Raw genomic sequence first — 21,000 nt, forward strand, 5'->3', positions numbered from 1 at the left:
GCGGCGCGGGTGGTGGGTGGGATGGCATAGTCGTACGGGATGCGATCGACACCGACATTCGTGGAGGCATCCCTTGGGGCTCTTGAGGAACCGCGTCACTACTGCCAGCTGCGCTTTTGCCGTGGCGGGGCTCACGGTGAGCGGCTGCTCGGACTCGGGCACCACCGCGGCCGCCGTTCAGGCGACGGCTGCGGCTACATCGACGCTGAGTCCGTGCACATCCACTTACCTGGCGATGACTTTGGGACATCACTCGGGTACGACCACCGTGACGCAGGCCGTGGACCTGATGAACAACGGCACGAGCGCGTGCGTGCTCGACGGGTATCCGGGAGTGAACCTGGTCGGGGTGGCGCACGGGGTGAGTCAGTACACGTGGACGCTGCAGTGGGGTACGGCGCGGCACTCGCCGGTGACGCTCGAGCCGGGTGGTTCGGCGCACTTCTATGTGGTGTACCTGCCGGCGGGCGCCAAGGCGGTCGGGGGGAAGGCCACTGCTAGCGCGGCGGCTCCGGCGGCCTCGGCCAGTGCGAAGGCAGGCAGCGGGGCGAGCACGAAGGCCAGTGCGTCGCCCAAGGCGAGTGCGAAGGCCACTACCAAGGCGAGTTCGACCGCCAAGGCTTCCGTTGCGCCCAGCAAGAGTGCGGCTACGGCCAGTGCCGTCGTCGACATCGAGGTGCTGAACATCTCGATCACGCTGCCGAACACGTACTCGCAGGACGAGGCGGCGTGGAACGCGCGGCTGGTGCTTCAGGACAAGGTCGCGCACGCGCAGACGTACGTGACGCCCTTTATCCCCGGGACCGCCTGACAAAAACGATCACGGCGCGTGGCCTGGCGGCTCTTCGGGGTGAAGAAAGCTGAAGAGCCGCCAGGAAGATCCTGAATGTTTCCATGATCCAACCGGATCTTCAGATCCATTGAAGGTCGATTTGCGGCACTTGGATCATGACCACGACGTTACAGCCCCAGGCCGCCATAGGTACCGCGGCGCCCAAAAAGCGTACCCGTCTCGTCACGCTCGATCTCATGCGCGGCTACTACGTGGGGGTTTTGGCCGCCATCCACCTCGACTACGTGCCGAGTCTGCTCGGACTGGTCGACGGCCGGGGCGCGCTGCTCGTCTCGGAGGCCGAGGGCTTCTTCATGATCTCCGGACTGCTCGTCGGCATGCTGCGCCGGCGGGACCTCGAGCGCCATGGCCTGGTGCGCATGACCCTCAATTCCTGGAAGCGCGCGGGACAGCTCTACATCGTCGCCGTGCCGTTGACGCTTCTGTTCACCTGGATCGCGCGCACGATGCTGGCACACGGACACACCCAGGTGAAGGGAGGCCTCGACCACCATTCGAACCTGTGGGGCCTGCTGGCGAACTCGCTCACACTGAACTACACGTACGGGTGGGCCGACTTCCTGACCTACTACGTGCCGATGTTCTTCGTCGCGCCGGCGATCGTGTGGCTGCTCTCGCGCAAGCTGTGGCCGCTGGTGCTGGTTCTGGCGTACGCCGGGTACTGGGAGACGACCCATGTCGACACCGGCTGGTTCCGGCCGTTCCTGCAGTGGGGCGTGTACTTCTTCATCGGCGCGGCGGCCGGCTACCACTGGGACGATCTGCGGCAGATGATGGGGCGGCTCGCACCGCAGTGGCGCAGCCTCGTGCGCAACGGGCTGATGGCGGCGACGGCGGTCATCTACGTCATCGGGATCGTGGCGCTGTTCCGGCCGCACTGGTTCACCGACAACAGCACGTACTACGACTTCTTCGAGAACAACCGGCTCGGCGTGCTGCGGCCGCTGCTCGCGCCGGTCAGCGTCTCTGGCACGTACTTCCTGATCCGCCGGATCGAGGCGCCGCTCGCGCGCACGGTCGGCAAGGTGATCATCCCGTTCGGGCGCAACTCGCTGTACGTCTACGTGGCGCAGAGCTTCGTGGTGTTCCTGACGCCGTTCGCGTTCCCGAAGCAGAGCTTCTGGGTCAACACACTGTTCGACCTGGCGGTGATCGCGGCGATGTGGGTGGCGGTGCGGGTGCGCTTCCTGGCATTCCTCATCCCGAGTGCTTGAGCACGCTCACTGCACGAGCACGCTCACCGCACGAGCACTCTCACCGCATGAACTCGCTCACGGGATGAACGCGTGGGCGAGTTCGGGTAGGCCGGCGCCGGTCAGGGCGAGGCGGACGGCGGGGCGGGATTGGTCGGCAGCGAGTTCGGCGGTGAGGGTGAGCCGCCGGTAGCCGGCCGACCCGGCCGGGCCGAGGGAGCCGGGGTAGCGCGGGCCGAGGGCGAATTCGTGGTCGAACACGACGCGGCCGGCCAGCCGGATGCGCAGGCGAGAGCAGAGCGATCCGCTCTCCTCCTCCTCGCGGCCGAGCACGACGTCCTGGCGCCAGAACAGTTCGGCGCCCTCGGCCAGTTCGAGGGCGGCGTGGGCGGAGTGGTTGGCACCGCGGACGGCGATCAGCGGTTCGGGGCGCCAGTCGAGGCTGCCGCCCGCGGCGACCTGCACGTCGCAGGCGAGGGTGGACTGGGCTCCGCCGGGGCCCGGCAGGGCCAGGCTGGCGGCGACGCTGCGTACCTGGACCCGGGCGCCGGGGCCGATGTCGACGCGGTAGGCGAGGTCGTCGCCGCCGATCGGGCCGGAGGCGCCGCCGAGCAGGTGCACCCGCGCGGTGTCGAGGCCGTCGGGGTGGGGGGCGCGGCGCAGCAGCAGCGGGGTCTCCCCGGCCAGGGTGACCAGCCGGGTGGTGCCGTCCGGCTGCGCGCGGGCGACGATGCGGGCGCGGGCCTTCATCCGCGCCCCAGCAGGGTCCGGCGCTCTTCGATCAGGCCTCTGATCCAGTCGGCGACGGCGGGGGCGTCGGGGTGCTCGGTCAGCGAGGTGAACAGCGTCGGGCGCGACTCGCGGCGCGCGCCCGCGTCGCGGCGCAGGTCCTCGAGGTCGACGCCGGCCAGCGGGGCGAGGTCGGTCTTGTTGACCACGAGCAGGTCGGCGCGGTCCACGCCGGGGCCGCCCTTGCGGGCCGCGCGGGCTCCGGCCGCGGCGTCGAACACGAAGATCTGCCGGTCGACCAGGCCCCGGCTGAACAGGGCGGTCAGGTCGCCGCCGCCGGACTCGACCACGAGCAGGTCGAGCGGGTCCAAGCTCTCCTCCAGCGCCTCCACGGCGTCCAGGTTGGCCGCGATGTCCTCGCGGATCGCGGTCTGCGGGCTGCATCCGGTCTGCACGGCGCGCACGTGGGCCGGGTCCAGGAAGCCCTCGCCGAGCAGGAAGTCGGCGTCCTCGCGGGTCTGCGGCTCGTTGGTGACGACCGCGAGGGAGTACTCGGCCCGCAGCACCCGGCAGATCGCGGCGACCAGGCTGGTCTTCCCGGCGCCGACCGGTCCGCCGACGCCGATCCGGACGCAGATCCGGTTGGGCGGCGGTCCGGCGGAGGGCTCGGGCTGGGCGAGCGGCTTGAGCGGGGTGACCGAGGCGATCGGGGACGCGGTGGCCGAGGCTTTGGCCCGCACGGTCTTTCCGGGCGTCGAAGGGGTCTTAGGAGGCAAAGAGACGCACCTCCCACCCGGCGTGGTCCTCGGCGGTGAGGTCGAGCAGCGGGGAGCCGAGGGCGGGCAGCATGCCGGGGTCGGAGCGCAGGCGCGCCATCCGGGCGAGGCTGACCGCCCTCGCGGCGATCCGGTCCGCGGTCGGGGCGAGCCGGGCCAGGACGGCGCTGACCTCGTTGGGGTCGAGGCCGAGGAGTTTGGTCGCGGCGTTCGCCGGGGCGGCCAGGGTGGCGTGGACCGCGCAGGTCGCGGCGTCGTCCACGGTCAGCTCCGCGGCGGCGCAGGCCGCGCCGAGCACGACCGGGTGGTGCGCGCCCGCGGGGTCGAGGCCGCGCACGAGTTCGAGCCGGGGGCTCGGCCAGGTGGCGGCGACGGCGCGCTGCAGGTGGCGGCCGAGCCGGCGGGAGTGGCCGCGCAGGGTCGGGGAGAGCAGGCGCACGTCGTATTCGTGGTCGAGTTCGGCCAGCGCCTCGCGGTCCGTGCACAGCCAGGAGGCCGCGGCGAAAGAAGCGCAGACCAAGGCTCCGGTGTGCACGCGGCCGAGCAGGAATTCGTACACCGTGGCGGCGTCGTGCACCCGGCCGGCCGCGGCGGCCGATTCGAGGCCGCCGGAGTATGCGTGTGCGCCCGCGGGAAACCGGGAGTCGGCCAGCAGGAGCAGCGCGGATCGGGTCATCAGGTCAACAGTGTCGTCAGGCCGGCCGAACAGGACGGAGCGCGGGATGCGGCAAAGTGCCGCATCCCTTCATATCAGGCTTCGGGTGTCCGCGCACTGCTTATGGGACAACGATTTCCCACCGTTTCAGAACCCGGAGCCGGACCCGGAGCCGGACTCGGAGTCGAGCCCGGAGTCGAACCTGGACCCGGCCCGGAGCCGGGCCCGTGCGGACCGGTCCGGCTACCGGCGCCTGACCTTGTAGCTCTTGCCGGCCCACTCCCGCAGCGATCCGGCGAACTCCTCGGCAACGGCCTCGGCGACTGCGGACTTCGGGATCACGTAGCCGGTCTCCTTGCGGCTGGTCACCAGCAGCCAGGAGCCCGGCTGCTCGAAAACCGCGCGCACGTTCGGCCAGCTGAAGCCCTTACTGGTGTGGGCGCCGCCGTAGCGCACGCCCTCGTCGGCGAACTTCACCCGGGCGGTGCCGGACAGCCGGCGTACCTCGGCCCTGCCCTTGCGCGGCAGGAAGACGAGCGCGTAAAAGAGCGTGCCGAGCGCGTAGGCGAGCAGCAGCAGGGCCGGCAGGTACATGCGGGGCCGGCTGTCCCACTGGTAGAAGGCGAAGCAGACGAACGCGGCGATCAGCATCGCGAGTGCGATCCACAGGCTGTTGGCGCGCTCGCGGCGCAGTCCGAGCTCGCGGACAATCTCCTCGTCGGCCAGTTCGAATTCGAGGGTGACGGGCGTGGCCATGCGCGATCAACGCTTCCTGAACTTGTAGGAGGAACCGGACCAGTTCAGCCGGAGCACGCCGACCCTACGTCTGCGTACGATCACAGATCCTAGGGCAGAAGCCGAAATTCGGGTGACGTGGCGCCACGGCCGTGCGAGGGTGGGCGCAGGGCGGTCGGCGAGCGGGGAAAGACGGCGAGCCCGGGGGTGGTTAGGCACCCACTACCGTCCACCACCCGGGCTCCTTCGTGCCGGACGGTCGGGGCAGCTCCGCTACCGACCTGCACGATTCTGCCGTCGGAGACCACCACGTAACCGACGGCATACTCGATAACCGCGCGGCGCGCGGTTCTCGACGACGTGGCTGCGCGCTCCCGCTGCCCCCACACACCGCACAAGGCGGCACAGGTTCCCGGCCAGCGCATAGCGAAGCTCAGCGTCCTCGAGGTCTCGATTGTACGGCCTCGCGGCTGTTTTGAAAGGTCTTTGCGCAAGTTCCCATGCCCTTTCGGCGGTTTTTCCGCGCCGAACGGGCCCGCAGGGCGCCGCGCGGGCGCGGGCGGGCGTCCGCCTGAGGTAGCACCTCGGGGCGATCCGGACCATCCCGCAGTCGGACGACGCCGCCGCCACCCGGCCCTTAGGGTGGCGGGGACCACAGAGCGAAGATCGACGTCGGGAGTGAACCCACCATGATCGAGGCGGTTGGCCTCACCAAGAGATACGGGGACCGGCTGGCGGTGGACCAGCTGAGCTTCTCCGTCAAGGCCGGGCAGGTCACCGGCTTCCTGGGCCCGAACGGCGCCGGCAAGTCGACCACGATGCGGATGATCCTGGGCCTGGACGCGCCGACGTCCGGCCGGGTCACCGTCGGCGGCAAGCCCTTCGCGCAGGCGGCCTACCCGATGCGCGAGGTGGGCGCGCTGCTCGACGCCAAGGCCGTGCACGGCGGGCGCAGCGCGTACAACCACCTGCTGTGCCTGGCCCAGACCAACAACCTGCCCACCCGCCGGGTGGACGAGGTGCTCGAGCTGGTGGGCTTGGCCGCGGTGGCCAAGAAGCGGTCCAAGGGCTTCTCCCTGGGCATGGGCCAGCGCCTGGGCATCGCGGCCGCGCTGCTCGGCGACCCGCAGGTGCTGATGTTCGACGAGCCGGTCAACGGGCTCGACCCGGAGGGCATCCTCTGGATCAGGAATCTGATGAAGGCGCTCGCGGCCGAAGGGCGGACCGTGTTCGTCTCCTCGCACCTGATGAGCGAGATGGAGAACACCGCCGACCACCTGGTCGTGATCGGCCGCGGGCGGCTGGTGGCGGACTGCTCGGTGCAGGAGTTCATCGACAACAACTCCGAGCTGTCCATCCGGGTCAAGACGCCGGAGCTGACGAAGCTGAACACGGTGCTGACCGACAAGGGCGCCATCGTGCGCGCGGACGGCGACGAGGCGCTGCTGGTGACCCGGCTCGGCATGACCGAGATCGGCGACCTGGCCTTCGACAACGGGATCCGGGTGCACGAGCTGAGCCCGATCCAGGCCTCGCTGGAGCAGGCGTTCATGGAGCTGACGAAGGACTCCGTCGAGTACCACGCGGCGGTTCCGGCCGGGAAGGGTGCCTGAGCATGAGCACGATCACTGACACCCGCTCGACGCTGACCGGCCTCACGCCGCTGCCTCCGGCTTCCGGCCGGGCCGGCTTCGGCGGCGCGCTGCGCTCGGAGTGGACCAAGATCCGCTCGGTGAAGTCGACCGTGTGGACGCTGGCCGCGGCGATCATCATCTCCGTGGGCATCAGCACCCTGGGCAACTGGGGCCAGGCCAGCCACACCTCGCTCAGCGCCGCCGACCTCGCGCGCCGCGACCTGGTGCAGCGCAGCATGTTCGGCATCATGCTGGGCCAGCTGGTCATGGTGGTCTTCGGCGCGCTCGCGATCACCAGCGAGTACGCCACCGGCATGGTCCGCACCAGCCTGACCGCACAGCCGCGCCGGCTGCACGTGTACTTCGCCAAGCTCGTGATCGTCACGGTGATCGCGTTCGTGGTCGGGGAGATCATCTCCTTCGCCTCGTTCCTGATCGGCACGCACTTCTGGGCGACCAAGGGCGTGGACCTCTCGCTCAGCTCGCACGGCGCGCTGCAGGCGGTCATCGGCGGCGGCCTTTACCTGGACGGCGCGGCGCTGCTGGCCTTCGGCGTCGGCGCGGCGCTGCGGCACACCGCGGGCACGATCACGGTGGGCGTGTTCCTGCTGTTCGTCGTGTCGATCATCGTCAACTTCATGCCGGACAGCTGGCAGGCCGACATCGACAAGTACCTGCCGGCCAACGCGGGCGGCCAGGTCTGGGCGACCCAGCACACCGCCGACGTGGGCACCGCGTTCGGGGCCTGGGCCGGCTTCGCGGTGTACATCTGCTACGCCGTGATCGCGCTGCTGGCCGGGCTGTTGGTGTTCAAGCGCAAGGACGCCTGATCAAGATCCAGCTGACACGAGCTTAGCCGTGCAGGAGCGGACCCGTACGGGTCCGCTCCTGTCTCGTTTTCCTCACGAGTCTCCCTGGGTGCGGGCCGCCGGAATCGGGACCCGGTACCGTGGAAGGCGAGAGGGGGAAGACAATGATCGAAGTCAGAGATCTGGTCAAGAGATACGGCGCGACCACCGCCGTCGATCATCTGAGCTTCACTGTGCAGCCGGGCCGGATCACCGGGTTCCTCGGGCCCAACGGGGCGGGCAAGAGCACGACGATGCGGCTCATCCTCGGCCTCGACCGGCCGACTTCCGGCAGTGCCCTGATCGAGGGCAAGCCGTACCGGGACCTGCCCGACCCGCTGCGCCACGTGGGCGCGCTGCTCGAGGCCAGGGCGGTGCACGGGGGACGTACCGCGTTCAACCACCTGCTCTACCTGGCCCAGACCCAGGGCGTGCCCAAGCGCCGGGTCCAGCAGGTGCTCGAGCTGGTCGGCCTGCAGCCGGTGGCGAACAAGCGCACCAAGGGCTTCTCGCTGGGCATGAGCCAGCGGCTCGGCATCGCCGCTGCCCTGCTGGCGGACCCGAGGATCCTGATCCTGGACGAGCCGGTCAACGGCCTCGACCCGGAGGGCATCGTCTGGATCAGGGACCTGATGAAGGCGCTGGCGGCCGAGGGCCGCACCATCCTGGTCTCCTCGCACCTGATGAACGAGATGGCGGTCACCGCCGACCACCTCGTGGTGGTCGGGCGGGGCAGGCTGCAGGCGGACATGCCGGTGGCGCAGTTCATCGCGCAGTTCTCCGGCAGCGCCGTGCTGGTGCGCTCCCCGCAGCTCGAGACGCTGCGCGCGGCCGTGGCCGAGAAGGGCTGGCAGTGCACGCCGAGCGGGCAGGAGGGAGCGGTCGTCGTCACCGGCACCACCGCGCCCGAGCTCGGCGAGCTCGCCGCGGCGCGCGGCCTCGTGCTGCACGAGCTGACCCCGCAGCGCGCGTCGCTGGAGGAGGCGTTCATGGAGCTGACCCGCGAGGTGGGCCAGTTCGCCCACCGGGCGCCGGGGCAGCCGGAACCGGCCGACGCGCCGGTGCCGGGACAGTACGCGCCGCCGTCGGGGCAGCCGGACGCCGGATTCACGGCACCCGGAGCGCCGGGCGCCGGAGCGGGACAACCGAGGGGAGGCAACGATGGCGGCCACTGAATCCGTCACGATCAACACCCTGCCCGGCAACGGTGCGGGCAGCGGGCACGCGCACTTCGGGCGGCTGCTGGTGGCCGAGTGGACCAAGCTGCGCTCGGTGCGCTCCACCTACTGGTCGCTGATCACGGTCGTGCTCGCCTTCCCGTTCTTCAGCTGGCTGATCCCCTTCCTGATCGCGCACAACTGGAACCAGGCCGACCCCGGGAGCCGGGCGCAGGTCCTACAGGATCCGGTCTCCACGATCATCGGCGTGGGCATCGATCTCGGGCAGTTCGGCATCGCCGTGCTCGGCGTGCTGGTGATGGCGAGCGAGTACTCCACCGGCATGATCCGCAGCACCGTGCTGGCGAGCCCGCGCCGGGTGCGGATGCTGGCGGCCAAGTCGGTGGTCTTCACGCTGCTGGCCCTGGTGATCGGCGAGATCGTCTCGTTCGTCGCGTTCTTCATCGGCCAACTGACGTTCAAGAGCGTGCTCACGGTCAACCTGGGCGCGGGCACCAACCTGCGCGAGGTGGTCGGGGCCGGGCTGTACCTGGGCATGCTGGCGCTGTTCTCCATGGTGATCGGTGCGCTGATCCGGCATCCGGCCGGCGCGATCACCGGGGTGGTGCTGCTCCTGCTGGTGATCAGCAATATCATCCAGCTGATTCCGGGCGCGGCCGGCAAGTACCTCTACTCGTACGAGCCGACGAACGCCGGGGCCGCGATCCTCACCAACCACACCTCCGACAAGTTCCTGCTCACCGCGTGGGAGGGCTACGCGGTGTTCGCGGGCTGGACCGCGCTGCTGTGGGTGCTGGCCGCCTGGCTGCTGGTGCGGCGCGACGCCTGAGCCGAGCAGCGACAGCTGAACGCCTGTCAGGGAGGGCAGTCCGGTCGACCGGGCTGCCCTCCCTGCGCGTTCATGGCATATATGATGATCATTCTGATTCCTCCCAACAGGCGCCCTGAATGGTTGATTGAGCCCGGTTAGGGCAGGCTTGGGGTCATGATCCAAGCCACGGCGTTGACCAAGCGGTACGGGACGAAGGTGGCGGTGGACCATGCCGAGTTCACCGTCGCGCCCGGGAAGGTCACCGGGTTCCTCGGGCCGAACGGCGCGGGCAAGTCGACCACGATGCGGATGATCCTGGGCCTGGACCGGCCCACCTCCGGCAGCGTGACGATCAACGGCATCCCGTACGACAAGCTGGCGGCGCCGCTGCGCGAGGTCGGGGCGCTGCTGGACGCCAAGGCGGTGCACGGCGGGCGGAGCGCGTACAACCACCTGCAGGTGCTGGCCAAGGCCAACGGGCTGCCGCGCGCCCGCGTCGACACGGTGATCGACCTGGTCGGCCTGCACTCGGTGGCCAAGAAGCGCGCCGGCGGATTCTCCCTCGGGATGGGACAGCGGCTCGGGATCGCGGCGGCGCTGCTGGGCGATCCGGGCATCGTCATGTTCGACGAGCCGGTCAACGGGCTCGACCCGGAGGGCATCCTGTGGATCAGGAACCTCATGAAGGCGCTGGCGGCCGAGGGGCGGACCGTCTTCGTCTCCTCGCACCTGATGAGCGAGATGGCGCTGACGGCCGATCACCTCGTCGTCATCGGGCTCGGCCGGATCCTCGCGGACGAGCCGATGGCGGAGTTCATCGCGAAGAACTCGGTCAGCTACGTGCTCGTGCGTTCCCCGCAGATGGCCGATCTGGCCCCGAAGCTGGCCCTGCGCGGCTGGCGGGTGGAGATGCAGGGCGACGGCTCGGCGCACGTCTACGACGCCAAGCCTTCGCAGATCGGCGACGTCGCGGGTACCGAACAGCTGTGGCTGCACGAGCTGACGCTGGTGCACTCCTCGCTGGAGGAGGCGTTCATGCGGCTGACCGCGAGCTCGGTGGAGTACCACGCCGGCGGCACGGCGGGCACCGGCACGACGCAGGACGCGGCGAAGCCCCCGTCCTCGCCGGACGCGCCGGTGTGGGGTGAGGCCGCCGGCGACGGGCGGGCGCAGCCCCCGGCCGAGCCGGACCCGTCCGGGCAGCCGCCGACGCCGTATCAGAACTCGGAGCGTGGACAGTGAGCGACCGCATCGAAACCCCGGCCCCGCAGATGCCGTCGAACCCGCCCCCGGGTCCGCAGGCCGGCGCCGTCACCACGGACGCGCTGGGCGGGATGTCGAGCGCCGGGTACCGGCCGGACGGGCCGGCGCGCCGGGTGACCTTCCGCGAGGCGATGGACAGCGAGTACGCCAAGATCCGCAGCGTGCGCTCGACCTGGTGGACGCTGCTGATCAGCCTGGTCGTCTCGGTCGGCATCTCGTTCCTGATCGCCGCGGTCACCTCGGCGAACTGGAACACGATCTCGCCCGCGGACCGGGCCTCCTTCGACATGTCCTCGGTGGTCTCCGGGGTCTTCTTCGGCGTGCTGGTCACCGGTGTGCTCGGGGCGCTGGTCGTGGCCGCCGAGTACAGCACCGGCATGATGCGCACCGCGCTGACCGCGTTCCCGCGCCGCGGCACGCTGTTCGCCGCGAAGGCCGTGGTGCTCGCGGTGGTGGTACTGCTGCTCGGCCTGGTGATCGCGTTCGCGTCCTACGGACTGGCCGAACCGTTCTACTCCCGGCACGGCGTCGACCTCACGCTCAGCCACGCCTCGAACCTGCGGGCGCTGCTGGCCGTGCCGGTCTACCTCACGCTGGTGGCGCTGATCGGCCTGGCCCTCGGCTTCCTGCTGCGCCACACCGCGGCGGCCATCTCCTCGCTGGTCGGGCTGTTCTTCGTGCTCCCCATCATCACGAACTTCCTGCCGGGATCCCTCGGCAAGAACGTCAACAAGGTCATGCCGTCCAACGCGGGCAGCGCGATGATGACCACGCGCCCCTCCGTCAACGGCACCCCGCACCTGACCCCGCTCGCCGGCTTCCTCACCCTGCTGATCTGGACCGCGGTGCTGCTGGTGCCGGCGTGGATCCTCTTCCGGCGGCGCGACGCCTAGCGCCGTCAGCCTTCAGCCTTCAGCCTTCAGCCTTCAGCGCCGACCGTCAGCCCTCAGTACTCGATGACCACGCGGGCCGGGACGCGGCCGCTGAGGATCTCCTCGAAGACGGAGTTGACGTCGGCGAGCTCGCGGCCCTCGGCGATCACCCGGGTGCGCCCGGCGGCGTGCAGCGAGAACACCTCGGCGAGGTCCTCGCGGGTGCCGACGATGGAGCCGATCACGGACAGCCCGCCGAGCACGGTCTCGAAGATGGGCACGTCCAGGTCGCCCTCGGCCGGCAGCCCGACGCAGACCATCCGGCCGCCGCGGCGCAGGCTGGCGAAGGCCTGGCGGAAGGACTCGTTGGAGGCGGCGAGCGCGAGGGCGACGTCGAGGCCGCCGCGGCTCTGGATGTCGGCCACCGGTTCGGTCTTGAGCGCGTTGACCACGTGGTCGGCCCCGAGCTGGTGCGCGAGTTCGAGCTTCTCGTCCTCGATGTCCACGGCGGTCACGAAGCCGCCGGCCAGCCGCGCGTACTGCACGGCGAGGTGGCCGAGCCCGCCCACGCCGAACACGCCCACCTTGGTGTCCATGCCGACCCCGGCCACCTTCACGGCCTTGTACGTGGTGACGCCGGCGCAGGTCAGCGGGGCGGCGTCGAAGGAGGTCACGGCGTCGGGCACCGGGACGACGTAGCGGGCGTCGGCCACCGCGTACTCGGCGTATCCGCCGTCGATGGAGTAGCCGGTGTTCGCCTGCTGCTCGCAGAGTGTCTCGCGGCCCGAGACGCAGTAGCGGCAGTGGCCGCAGGCCGAGCCCAGCCAGGGCAGCGCCACCCGTTCGCCGACCGCGCGTCCCTGCACGCCCGGGCCGAGGGCCTCGACCACACCGACGCCCTCGTGGCCGGGGATGAACGGCGGGTTCGGCTTGACCGGCCACTCACCGCGCGCAGCGTGGATATCGGTGTGACAGACGCCGCAGGCCTGCATCCGGACCAGCACCTGGCCGTGGACCGGCTTCGGCACGGGCAAGGCCAGCAACTCCAACGGCTTGGTGAAATCGGTGACGACGGCGGCCTGCATGGTCATGGCGCGCTCTCCGCTCCCTGGGCGTTCGAGGACGTTGGCGCCTCCATCCTCGGCCCGCCCCGGCGCACCCGCCACGCGAGCCGCCCGCACCACCTCCCGCGGCCGGTGTCAGCGGCGGCGGCGCCGGGACCTGGCGTTCCAGCAGGGGGTGTGCCAGTGCCGGCGCTCGCCCACGCCGCCGCCCGAGCCGTACTCGGGCACGCCGGGCCAGACCACCAGGTGCGGCGTGCCCGGCGGGATCTCCTGGTCGCAGCCGGGGCAGCGGTAGGTCTTGCCCGCCGCGGCACCGGTGACGGAGCGCACCACCCAGTCACCGTCGGCGCCGGACTCGGTGCGCTGATGGCCGAAGGCGCGCGCGAGGCCGTCCGGGTCGTGGTCTGGTCGGTTGGTGTTCCTGCGCGGGCTCACCCTGACATTCTCGCAGCCGATACACCCGTCCGGGCGTACGCCCCCGACCCGCTCGGAGCGGGGCCCGCCGCGGTTACGCCGCGCTGTGGTCCCGGAAGCCGCGGCCCGCCTTGCGGCCCAGGTATCCGGCCGTCACCAGGTGCTCGAGCAGGGGCGCGGGGGCGAAGCCGGGCTCGCGGAACTCCAGGTAGAGCACCCGCTCGATGGCCAGGGCGACGTCGAGGCCGACCACGTCGAGCAGTTCGAACGGGCCCATCGGGTAGCCGCAGCCGAGCTTCATCGCGGTGTCGATGCCGTCGGCCGTGGCGTAGTGCGCCTGGAGCATCCGGACCGCGTCGTTGAGGTACGGGAACAGCAGGGCATTGACGATGAAGCCGGCCCGGTCGCCGCAGTCCACGGCGTGCTTGCCCAGCGCGGCACACAGCTCGTGCACGGTGGTGAGCACCTCGGGGGCGGTGGCCACCGTGCGCACCACCTCGACCAGCTTCATCACCGGGGCCGGGTTGAAGAAGTGGATCCCGACCACGTCCTGCGGCCGCTTGGTGGCCATGGCGCAGTCGATCACCGGCAGGCTCGAGGTGGTGGTGGCGAGTACCGCGCCGGGCTTGCAGACGCCGTCGAGCTCACGGAACAGCGCGGTCTTGACCTCGAGGTCCTCGACCACGGACTCGATCACGACGTCGCAGTCGGCCACGTCGGCCAGGGTCGCGGCGCAGGTGAGCAGGGCCAGCGCCCGCTGCCGCTGCTCGTCCTCGAGTTTGCCGCGCTCCACCGCCTTGGCCAGGGAGCGCTCGATCGCCGCCCGCGCGGCGCCCGCCTTGCGCTCGTCCCGCGCGATCTGCACGGTCGCGATGCCCGCCTTGACGCAGACCTCGGCGATGCCGTTGGCCATGGTGCCGGAGCCGATCACGGCGATGCGGCCGACGGCCCGGCCTGGCACGGCGTGCCGGGCACCCTCGGGGGTCGACTCGTCCGGGACGACGGTGGGCACGCCGGGCTGCTCGTAGGTGTAGAAGCCGCGCCCGCTCTTGCGCCCGAGCAGTCCGGCCGTCTTCATCTGCTTGAGGATCGGGGCGGGGGCGTGCAGCCGGTCGCGCGACTGCTTGTACATGGTGTCGAGGATCTCGTACGCGGTGTCCAGGCCGATCAGGTCGAGCAGCGTCAGCGGCCCCATCGGCAGTCCGCAGCCCAGCCGCATCGCCGCGTCGATGTCCTCGCGGGTGGCGTATCTGGCCTCGTACATGGTGGCGGCGTGGTTGAGGTAGCCGAAGAGCAGGGCGTTGGCGATGAACCCGGCCTTGTCGCCGATCACGACCGGGGACTTGCCGAGCCTGGCCGCGAGCGCTTCCACGTCGGCGAGCACGTCCGGCTCGGTCACCACCGTGCGCACGATCTCGACCAGCTTCATCACCGGCGCCGGGTTGAAGAAGTGGATGCCGACCACGCGGCCGGGCCGGGAGGTGGCGACGGAGATCTCGGTGACCGAGAGCGAGGAGGTGTTGGTGGCGAAGACGGTCTCGTCGCGGCAGATCGCGTCGAGGCGCTGGAACAGGCTGCGCTTGAGCTCGAGCCGTTCCGGGATGGCCTCGATGACGAGGTCGGCCTCGGCCAGGTCGGTCAGCTCCGCCGTGAAGGTGATCCGGTCGAGCAGCGCGGCGGCGTCCTCGGGGCTGAGCTTGCCCTTGGCCACGGCCCGCCGGGTGGAGTGCGCCACGTGCGCGCGGCCCCGGTTGAGCGAGACGGCGTCCATCTCGACGCCGAACACGTGCAGTCCGTTGCGGGCCAGCACCTCCGCGATCCCGGCGCCCATCGTGCCGAGGCCCACCACGCCCACTGTTTTGAAGTCCCGCGCCACTGCCGGCTCCCTTGACTGCTCGTACCGTCCCCGTCGTCCAGGGTACGGCCATTGGTTACTCGCCAGTATCTATGACGGGGACGGGCTCGGACAGTGTGAGCGGGGACACAACGCGGACACGGCCCGGACGCAAGCTCGGGCGCGAGCGGGCGCGGGCGGGCGCGGCCCGGGTACCGCAGAGACCGGTCGCTTCCGACTTCCCCGCACGACGCCCTCCACTGCGCGTGCTTCGGTCGCGACCGGTCTCTCCCCGCCGGGGATCCCTCCAGTGCAGTCCAGCACAAGGCTCTGACAGTTCCGCGACCACTCCCTTCCGTACCGGCTCGTATCCCCCACTCCGCCGCCCTCCCCGGGCCTGTCAGCAGTCGCGCAGCTCCGGAGACTGGTTGAGCAGCTGGGCCCGAGGGGAGACGAAGCGGCGATAGGCACCGGATTCCATGCCCGGCTGGCCGTCGGCGGCCGGGAACACGGCGACCCGGTGGCAGTTCTGGAAGGCGAGTCTCACCCCGAAGTAGCGCTCGAGGCAGCCGCGGATCGAGTCCGAGGCCAGTGCCCGCAGCAGTTGGCCGCGTTCCTGTTCGGTGCTCGGCGGAACGGTGTTGTCGACGAAGGGGCCGCCCTCGACGTGCAAGCGGGTGGACAGGCCGCTGACCATGTGCCAGGCGTAGGGCAGCGAGGCGCGCACACAGGCGGCGAACTCCTGGTCGGCGACCTCTCCGCGCTCCGCGGCGGCCAACAGGTCGGGGGAGACGTCCAGGGACATGGGTAAGCACTCTCCTTCATCACGGCGTGGTGGCGAACGGCGGCGTGGACACGCAACGCGGTGCGGGGCCGCGCGGCGCGCAGCCCTGCACACCGCCGGGTGCGGGCCCCGGATCGTCATTTCGTGAGGTGGCGCCACCGTCATCGTGCGCTCACAGGGAATGAATGACCCCGGTGCGCGAGGCTCAACCCTGCCCGGCCGGGCCCGGCGGAATCACATGTCACCGGACGTCTGATCTCGTGATGAACGGAGGATTCGGCCGCGCCGGAGCGTACGCTGGCGCACGTTCGGGGGTCCGGGCCGGCCGCGGCAATCCGCCGATCCCGGGCCGGGGCCCGAAGCCGAGCGGCTAAGGTGGTCGGATGCGCCTCGTCATCGCCACCTGCAGCGTCGACTATGCCGGCAAGCTCGCCGCGCACCTGCCCAGCGCCAAGCGGCTGCTGATCCAGAAGTCCGACGGCTCCGTGCTCGTGCACTCCGACGGCGGCTCGTACAAGCCGCTGAACTGGATGAGCCCGCCCTGCTCGGTCCGCGAGGAACCGGGCGTGTGGACGGTGACGAACAAGGTCGGCGAGAAGCTCGTGATCACCATAGAAGAGGTCTTCCACGACTCCCGGCACGAGCTCGGGGTGGATCCGGGCCTGCGCAAGGACGGCGTGGAGTCGCACCTGCAGGAGCTGCTCGCGGCGCAGATCGAGACGCTGGGCAGCGGCTACCGGCTGGTGCGCCGCGAGTACCCCACCGCCATCGGCCCGGTCGACATCCTGGCCAAGGACTCGACCGGGATGACGGTGGCCGTGGAGATCAAGCGGCGCGGGGAGATCGACGGCGTGGAGCAGCTCACCCGCTACCTCGAGCTGCTCAACCGGGACCCACTGCTCGCCCCGGTGCGCGGGATCTTCGCCGCGCAGGAGATCAAGCCGCAGGCGCGGGTACTGGCCACCGACCGCGGCATCAACTGCCAGGTGCTGGACTACGACGTCCTGCGCGGCTTCGACGACGCGGACTCCCGGCTGTTCTGAGCCGCGTCGGCTCTGCCCGGCGCAGCCCCTGACCGCCCGCCGACTACGTCGCGCCGCTCGGCGATCCCAGGGCCGCGGCGCCCGCCACCGCGGCCCCGACCCCGGCCCGCCCGGTGCGGGTACGGCGCCCGGCTCGGGCGTAGACGCCGCGGATGCGGGCGGCCAGTGCCGTCTCCCCGGCCGCGGACGCCGCCGCGGCGACCGTGAACGCGGTGAGCCTGGCCGCCTCCCGCTGCGCCGGATCGCCGGCCTCCAGCCAGTCCGCGTACCAGCGCGCGAACAGCACCGCGTCCGGCGCCGCGTCGATGCGGCTGGGCAGGCTGGTCCAAGCCGCGTCGGGATGCCGATATCCGATGTGCGTGCCCTGAGTCAGCCGCTCCAGCAGGCCGGCCGCCACCGGTCCGTTGCGCAGCCCGATGTCAAGGCTCGAGATCGACGCACCGGCGTACCGCGCCAGCTGATCGACCGTCACCACGATCCGCAGCCCGCCGAGCACCGTCACCGCTCGGACCGCCGCCAAAGCCCGCCCCACCGCGGGATTCCATTGCCCCATAAGGCCGATTCGAGCGGATGTGCGGCCGTTCGGAAACGGCGTACGGGATCGCGCCGCCGTTCGTCGCGCTCCCCGGCGCTCGATCCTACGCAGTGTCACCTTTTGAGGAGTAAAGTGCGCTGGCAAGAAATTGTTCATGCCTGAGGGGGAGCGCTGGGCTACCTCCCACGGACTGTGAGGACCGCGATGAGCTTTATAGCCAAGGCGCTGGAAGTCTCCGAGAAGGTTTTCGACGAGACCGAACACACCATCGAGGAATGGAACACCCACCGGCACGGCGCCAAGCTCTTCCTGAAGCTGGGCATCGCCGTGTACGCCGAGCAGCGGCTCGGCGGCCAGCACGGGCCGGTCGACCGCATCCTCGGCGCCCTCGACGGGCACGCCGCGGAGCACGGCGAGGTCGACCTCGACCACCTCAAGGCCGCGCACGAGGTGCTCGGCGACGAGTTCATCAAGGAGCACGACATCGCTCCGGAAGAGGCCGCCGAGCCCGCCAAGGCCGAGGCCTGAGGCTCGCGCACGCAGTAATTCGGGGTGGGAGAAAGCCGGGTGCCCGGCGACCTGGTGGGGTCGCCGGGCACCCGGCTTGTCCGCCTCGCCGCACCGAGGCCTCGGTAAGGTCTTGTCGCTCTAGGCCGTGTTTTCAAACCATCGTCGGGGCCGCGACGCCTGCCACGCACGCTCGCGGCGTTGCCGGACCGCTTACAGACGACCGAGTATGCGCGCGGCCCGGCGCCTTGCGAGCGCACGCGTCAGACGCCGCGGCCTGACCCGACGCTGGTTTGAAAACACGGCCTAGCCGATCACGTCGAGCACACGCCCCAGGATCGCCGTCAGGTCGTAGTCGCGCGGGGTGAACACGGCCCTGACTCCCTGGGCGAGCAGCGTCTCGGCGTCGGCCTCCGGGATGATCCCGCCGACCACGACCGGCACCTCCCCCGCGCCCGAGTCGGCCAGCAGCCGCAGCACGTTCGGCACCAGGCGCAGGTGCGAGCCGGAGAGCACGGACAGGCCGACCACGTCCACGTCCTCGGCCACGGCGGCCGCCGCGATCTGGGCGGGGGTCAACCGGATACCCTGGTAGACCACTTCGAAACCGGCGTCCCTGGCCCGCACCGCGATCTGCTCGGCGCCGTTGGAATGCCCGTCCAGACCCGGCTTTCCGACCAGCATCCGCAGCCGCCGGCCGCGCTGCTCCCCCGCCGCCCGCACCCGTTCGCGCAGCGCGCTCAGCTCGGCCGAGACCTGGGTGCCGACCGCGGCGCCGGCCACGCCGGTGGGGGCGCGGAACTCGCCGAACACCTCGCGCAGCGCCCCGGCCCACTCCCCCGTGGTCACCCCGGCCCTGGCGCACTCGAGCGTGGCGGACATCAGGTTCGTGCCCTGATCCGCGGCGTCCTTGCGCAGCCGGGTGAGCGCGGCGTCGACGGCCCCCTGCCCGCGCGAGGACCGCCACCGGGCCAGCGCGTCGGCGGCCTCCTGCTCGACGGCGGCGTCCACGGTCTGGATGGCGGAGTCGAGGTCCGCGGTGAGCGGGTTGGGCTCGGTCTCCCGGAACGCGTTGACGCCCACCACGATCTGCTCGCCGGACTCGATCCGGGCCCGGCGCTCGGCGTGCGCGGAGACCAGCTGGCCCTTGAGATACCCGGACTCGACGGCGGCCACGATCCCGCCCATGTCCTCGATCCGCCGCATCTCCGCGCGCGCCGCGTCCACCAACGCGGCGGTCTCGGCCTCGACCACGTGCGAGCCGTCGAACAGGTCGCCGTACTCGAGCAGGTCGGACTCGAAGGCGAGCACCTGCTGCAGCCGCAGCGACCACTGCTGGTCCCACGGCCGCGGCAGGCCGAGCGCCTCGTTCCACGCGGGCAGCTGCACGGCGCGGGCGCGGGCGCCCTTGGAGAGCGTGACGGCCAGCATCTCGAGCACGATGCGCGCGACGTTGTTCTCCGGCTGGGCCTCCGTCAGGCCGAGCGAGTTGACCTGCACGCCGTAGCGGAAGCGGCGGGCGGCCGGATCGGTGACGCCGTAGCGCTCCCGGGTGATCTCGTCCCACAGCCGGGTGAAGGCGCGCATCTTGCACAGTTCCTCGACGAAGCGCACTCCGGCGTTGACGAAGAAGGAAATGCGCTCCACCACGCGGTCGAAGCGCTCGGCGGGCACCTGGCCGCAGTCGCGCACCGCGTCGAGCACGGTGATCGCGGTGGACAGGGCGTAGGCGATCTCCTGCACCGGCTCGGCGCCGGCCTCCTGCAGGTGGTAGCTGCAGATGTTGATCGGGTTCCACTTCGGCAGGGCGCTGACGGTGTGGCAGATCATGTCGGTGGTCAGCCGGAGCGAGGGCCCGGGCGGGAAGGCGTAGGTGCCGCGGGAGAGGTACTCCTTGACGATGTCGTTCTGGGTGGTGCCGGCCAGCAGCGCCGGATCCGCGCCCTGCTCCTCGGCCACCACCTGGTAGAGCGCGAGCAGCCACATCGCGGTGGCGTTGATCGTCATCGAGGTGTTCATCTCGGCCAGCGGGATGCCCTCGAACAGCCGGGCCAGGTCCCCGCGGTGCGCGATCGGCACCCCGACCTTGCCGACCTCGCCCGCGGCGAGTTCCGCGTCCGCGTCGTAGCCGGTCTGGGTGGGCAGGTCGAAGGCCACCGAAAGGCCGGTCTGCCCCTTGGCCAGGTTGCGCCGGTAGAGGGCGTTGGACTCGGCCGGGGTGGAGTGGCCCGCGTACGTGCGCATCACCCAGGGCCGGTCCCGCTTCGCGCTGCCTGCAGACATGACGGACGGCACCTTCCGCTGTGCGGTCGCCGCCGAGGGGCCCGGTCGGCGCTCTTGCTGCGGATACTACTGGCCGGTAACAAGCTTGGGAAGGGGGGCGAGGTGCGGCGCGGGCGCGCGGTCGCGGCAAAAGCAACGGCCCCGCGCGTCCGGACGGGACGGCGAGGCCGGGGGTCGAGGCGGGCGGACTCAGCCGCGGCGCACGTGCTCGACCAGCGCGAGGATCCCGCGGGCGATACCGCCGTCGAGGTCGCGCACGGCGAAGGTGCCGGCCATCGAGGCGGCGGCCAGCGCACAGGAGCGGTCGTCCAGGCGCTTGCGGGCGCGGGCCCCGGTGACTATCTCCAGCTTGCGCTGGGCCGGGTCCACCGCGACCAGCACCGACTCGGCCGCGGCCGGGCCCAGCGCGCCGTGTCGGGCGAGCGCCTCGGTCCGCGGTTCGGCGCCGAGGTCGCCGACGAACACCGACCAGTTCAGCCCGGTACGCCGTTCCGCCAGCTTGATCGCCCGTTGAATCTGCGCGGACTCGATCGTCATCACCGTCGCCTCACCAGGAGCCACTGGCTCCGCCGGTTCCACTCGAAGAAGCTCCGGCCCGGGCCTTGTCGCCCTCGGCCGTGGACTGCTCGCCCTTGCCCGGCTCGGTGCGCGCGGCCGCGGTCTGCTTGTCCCAGCCGACCTCGGCCCGGTTGCGGTCGCCGCGTACCCAGCCCGGGAGCATCACCAGGAAGGCGATGATCAGGAACAGGGCGACCGGGATGCCGACGAAGATCCCCAGGGTCGTCAGTACGGACAGACGAGGACCCGGGTCCTCGCCCTGGAAGTTGGCTGCGAACGCCGAAGACGCGGCCAGCAGGGGCGCACTGGTGAGCGCGACCACGGATCCGGCACGCACCGCGCGGCGCGATGGCGATGTGATAGTCACAGCACAACGTTACTCGACACCGGATCCGGTCTCGCAGCCAGGTAGGCCGTTCGCAGGCAGGTCG

At 70.9% G+C, this 21,000-nt stretch carries 22 protein-coding genes; 10 read left to right on the plus strand and 12 right to left on the minus strand.

What is annotated here, in order from left to right:
- The first annotated feature begins 136 nt into the window (after window positions 1-136).
- Both KDL01_RS12135 and opgC read left to right on the plus strand, forming a co-directional pair.
- Window positions 137-811 (plus strand): DUF4232 domain-containing protein, encoded by a 675-nt coding sequence (locus KDL01_RS12135; protein ID WP_307846266.1) that lies wholly within the window; start codon window positions 137-139, stop codon window positions 809-811.
- Window positions 812-948: 137 nt separating this feature from the next.
- Window positions 949-2,067, plus strand: a complete 1,119-nt coding sequence (opgC, locus tag KDL01_RS12140; RefSeq protein ID WP_212528540.1) for an OpgC domain-containing protein — start codon at window positions 949-951, stop codon at window positions 2,065-2,067.
- A 57-nt stretch (window positions 2,068-2,124) separates the two neighbouring features.
- On the opposite strand, the gene KDL01_RS12145 is transcribed toward opgC, so the two are convergent.
- The 4 genes from KDL01_RS12145 to KDL01_RS12160 form a co-directional block, all read right to left on the minus strand.
- On the minus strand, window positions 2,125-2,796 hold the full coding sequence (locus KDL01_RS12145; protein WP_212528541.1) for an urease accessory protein UreD: 672 nt from the start codon (window positions 2,794-2,796) through the stop codon (window positions 2,125-2,127).
- A complete protein-coding gene (locus tag KDL01_RS12150; RefSeq protein WP_246576333.1) occupies window positions 2,793-3,551 on the minus strand; it encodes a GTP-binding protein in 759 nt (252 codons plus the stop codon). Before KDL01_RS12150 ends, KDL01_RS12145 begins: the two co-directional genes overlap by 4 nt.
- Window positions 3,541-4,227 carry an urease accessory protein UreF gene (locus KDL01_RS12155; protein ID WP_212528542.1) on the minus strand — a complete coding sequence of 229 codons (687 nt, stop codon included), beginning with the start codon at window positions 4,225-4,227 and terminating at the stop codon, window positions 3,541-3,543. Before KDL01_RS12155 ends, KDL01_RS12150 begins: the two co-directional genes overlap by 11 nt.
- A 222-nt stretch (window positions 4,228-4,449) precedes the next feature.
- Window positions 4,450-4,962, minus strand: coding sequence for a YcxB family protein (locus KDL01_RS12160; RefSeq protein ID WP_212528543.1), 513 nt, complete (start codon window positions 4,960-4,962; stop codon window positions 4,450-4,452).
- 668 nt (window positions 4,963-5,630) lie between these two features.
- On the opposite strand from KDL01_RS12160, the gene KDL01_RS12165 reads away from it, so the two are divergent.
- From KDL01_RS12165 to KDL01_RS12190, 6 genes are all read left to right on the plus strand, one after another.
- Window positions 5,631-6,554, plus strand: a complete 924-nt coding sequence (locus KDL01_RS12165; RefSeq protein WP_212528544.1) for an ABC transporter ATP-binding protein — start codon at window positions 5,631-5,633, stop codon at window positions 6,552-6,554.
- A gap of 2 nt (window positions 6,555-6,556) precedes the next feature.
- Complete coding sequence (locus KDL01_RS12170) at window positions 6,557-7,405, plus strand: DUF2705 family protein (protein ID WP_212528545.1); 849 nt, start codon at window positions 6,557-6,559, stop codon at window positions 7,403-7,405.
- A 143-nt stretch (window positions 7,406-7,548) separates the two neighbouring features.
- The gene (locus tag KDL01_RS12175) at window positions 7,549-8,598 is read left to right on the plus strand and encodes an ABC transporter ATP-binding protein (RefSeq protein ID WP_212528546.1); all 1,050 of its coding nucleotides are present in this window, start codon (window positions 7,549-7,551) and stop codon (window positions 8,596-8,598) included.
- Complete coding sequence (locus KDL01_RS12180) at window positions 8,585-9,430, plus strand: ABC transporter permease (protein ID WP_212528547.1); 846 nt, start codon at window positions 8,585-8,587, stop codon at window positions 9,428-9,430. The genes KDL01_RS12175 and KDL01_RS12180 overlap by 14 nt, the downstream gene beginning before the upstream one ends.
- Before the next feature lie 156 nt (window positions 9,431-9,586).
- Window positions 9,587-10,654 (plus strand): ABC transporter ATP-binding protein, encoded by a 1,068-nt coding sequence (locus KDL01_RS12185; protein ID WP_212528548.1) that lies wholly within the window; start codon window positions 9,587-9,589, stop codon window positions 10,652-10,654.
- Window positions 10,651-11,568 carry a DUF2705 family protein gene (locus KDL01_RS12190; RefSeq protein WP_212528549.1) on the plus strand — a complete coding sequence of 306 codons (918 nt, stop codon included), beginning with the start codon at window positions 10,651-10,653 and terminating at the stop codon, window positions 11,566-11,568. The genes KDL01_RS12185 and KDL01_RS12190 overlap by 4 nt, the downstream gene beginning before the upstream one ends.
- A 53-nt stretch (window positions 11,569-11,621) precedes the next feature.
- On the opposite strand, the gene KDL01_RS12195 is transcribed toward KDL01_RS12190, so the two are convergent.
- From KDL01_RS12195 to KDL01_RS12210, 4 genes are all read right to left on the minus strand, one after another.
- Window positions 11,622-12,632 carry a zinc-dependent alcohol dehydrogenase gene (locus KDL01_RS12195; protein WP_368861551.1) on the minus strand — a complete coding sequence of 337 codons (1,011 nt, stop codon included), beginning with the start codon at window positions 12,630-12,632 and terminating at the stop codon, window positions 11,622-11,624.
- 114 nt (window positions 12,633-12,746) lie between these two features.
- Window positions 12,747-13,046, minus strand: a complete 300-nt coding sequence (locus tag KDL01_RS12200; protein WP_212528551.1) for an Rv1322 family protein — start codon at window positions 13,044-13,046, stop codon at window positions 12,747-12,749.
- Between the two features lie 73 nt (window positions 13,047-13,119).
- A complete protein-coding gene (locus KDL01_RS12205) occupies window positions 13,120-14,901 on the minus strand; it encodes a 3-hydroxyacyl-CoA dehydrogenase family protein (RefSeq protein WP_212528552.1) in 1,782 nt (593 codons plus the stop codon).
- A 358-nt stretch (window positions 14,902-15,259) separates the two neighbouring features.
- Complete coding sequence (locus tag KDL01_RS12210; protein WP_212528553.1) at window positions 15,260-15,664, minus strand: SCO5389 family protein; 405 nt, start codon at window positions 15,662-15,664, stop codon at window positions 15,260-15,262.
- A 362-nt stretch (window positions 15,665-16,026) separates the two neighbouring features.
- Here KDL01_RS12210 and nucS point away from each other — a divergent pair, with 362 nt between their 5' ends.
- Window positions 16,027-16,686, plus strand: a complete 660-nt coding sequence (gene nucS / locus KDL01_RS12215; RefSeq protein ID WP_212528554.1) for an endonuclease NucS — start codon at window positions 16,027-16,029, stop codon at window positions 16,684-16,686.
- A 43-nt stretch (window positions 16,687-16,729) separates the two neighbouring features.
- Here the strand turns inward: nucS and KDL01_RS12220 are convergent, their stop codons facing one another.
- Window positions 16,730-17,239: a hypothetical protein gene (locus KDL01_RS12220; protein WP_212528555.1), complete on the minus strand. Its 510-nt coding sequence runs from the start codon at window positions 17,237-17,239 to the stop codon at window positions 16,730-16,732.
- 186 nt (window positions 17,240-17,425) lie between these two features.
- Here KDL01_RS12220 and KDL01_RS12225 point away from each other — a divergent pair, with 186 nt between their 5' ends.
- A complete protein-coding gene (locus KDL01_RS12225; RefSeq protein ID WP_212528556.1) occupies window positions 17,426-17,749 on the plus strand; it encodes a hypothetical protein in 324 nt (107 codons plus the stop codon).
- Window positions 17,750-18,034: 285 nt separating this feature from the next.
- Here the strand turns inward: KDL01_RS12225 and KDL01_RS12230 are convergent, their stop codons facing one another.
- From KDL01_RS12230 to KDL01_RS12240, 3 genes are all read right to left on the minus strand, one after another.
- Window positions 18,035-20,011, minus strand: coding sequence for a methylmalonyl-CoA mutase family protein (locus KDL01_RS12230; RefSeq protein ID WP_212528557.1), 1,977 nt, complete (start codon window positions 20,009-20,011; stop codon window positions 18,035-18,037).
- A 189-nt stretch (window positions 20,012-20,200) separates the two neighbouring features.
- On the minus strand, window positions 20,201-20,548 hold the full coding sequence (locus KDL01_RS12235; protein WP_212528558.1) for a DUF5130 family protein: 348 nt from the start codon (window positions 20,546-20,548) through the stop codon (window positions 20,201-20,203).
- Between the two features lie 10 nt (window positions 20,549-20,558).
- A complete protein-coding gene (locus tag KDL01_RS12240; protein ID WP_212528559.1) occupies window positions 20,559-20,936 on the minus strand; it encodes a hypothetical protein in 378 nt (125 codons plus the stop codon).
- Between the last annotated feature and the right edge of the window lie 64 nt (window positions 20,937-21,000).

Source organism: Actinospica durhamensis, from assembly GCF_018139695.1.
Lineage (GTDB): Bacteria > Actinomycetota > Actinomycetes > Streptomycetales > Catenulisporaceae > Actinospica > Actinospica durhamensis.

Excerpts from the sequence above, each read along its gene's own strand:
- KDL01_RS12225 (WP_212528556.1), top strand. The coding sequence starts at position 17,426 with ATGAGCTTTATAGCCAAGGCGCTGGAAGTCTCCGAGAAGGTTTTCGAC.
- KDL01_RS12210 (WP_212528553.1), bottom strand. The coding sequence starts at position 15,664 with ATGTCCCTGGACGTCTCCCCCGACCTGTTGGCCGCCGCGGAGCGCGGA.
- KDL01_RS12180 (WP_212528547.1), top strand. The coding sequence starts at position 8,585 with ATGGCGGCCACTGAATCCGTCACGATCAACACCCTGCCCGGCAACGGT.
- KDL01_RS12220 (WP_212528555.1), bottom strand. The coding sequence starts at position 17,239 with ATGGGGCAATGGAATCCCGCGGTGGGGCGGGCTTTGGCGGCGGTCCGA.
- KDL01_RS12185 (WP_212528548.1), top strand. The coding sequence starts at position 9,587 with ATGATCCAAGCCACGGCGTTGACCAAGCGGTACGGGACGAAGGTGGCG.
- KDL01_RS12155 (WP_212528542.1), bottom strand. The coding sequence starts at position 4,227 with ATGACCCGATCCGCGCTGCTCCTGCTGGCCGACTCCCGGTTTCCCGCG.
- KDL01_RS12160 (WP_212528543.1), bottom strand. The coding sequence starts at position 4,962 with ATGGCCACGCCCGTCACCCTCGAATTCGAACTGGCCGACGAGGAGATT.
- nucS (WP_212528554.1), top strand. The coding sequence starts at position 16,027 with ATGCGCCTCGTCATCGCCACCTGCAGCGTCGACTATGCCGGCAAGCTC.
- opgC (WP_212528540.1), top strand. The coding sequence starts at position 949 with ATGACCACGACGTTACAGCCCCAGGCCGCCATAGGTACCGCGGCGCCC.
- KDL01_RS12170 (WP_212528545.1), top strand. The coding sequence starts at position 6,557 with ATGAGCACGATCACTGACACCCGCTCGACGCTGACCGGCCTCACGCCG.
- KDL01_RS12145 (WP_212528541.1), bottom strand. The coding sequence starts at position 2,796 with ATGAAGGCCCGCGCCCGCATCGTCGCCCGCGCGCAGCCGGACGGCACC.
- KDL01_RS12175 (WP_212528546.1), top strand. The coding sequence starts at position 7,549 with ATGATCGAAGTCAGAGATCTGGTCAAGAGATACGGCGCGACCACCGCC.
- KDL01_RS12230 (WP_212528557.1), bottom strand. The coding sequence starts at position 20,011 with ATGTCTGCAGGCAGCGCGAAGCGGGACCGGCCCTGGGTGATGCGCACG.
- KDL01_RS12195 (WP_368861551.1), bottom strand. The coding sequence starts at position 12,632 with ATGCAGGCCGCCGTCGTCACCGATTTCACCAAGCCGTTGGAGTTGCTG.
- KDL01_RS12235 (WP_212528558.1), bottom strand. The coding sequence starts at position 20,548 with ATGACGATCGAGTCCGCGCAGATTCAACGGGCGATCAAGCTGGCGGAA.
- KDL01_RS12165 (WP_212528544.1), top strand. The coding sequence starts at position 5,631 with ATGATCGAGGCGGTTGGCCTCACCAAGAGATACGGGGACCGGCTGGCG.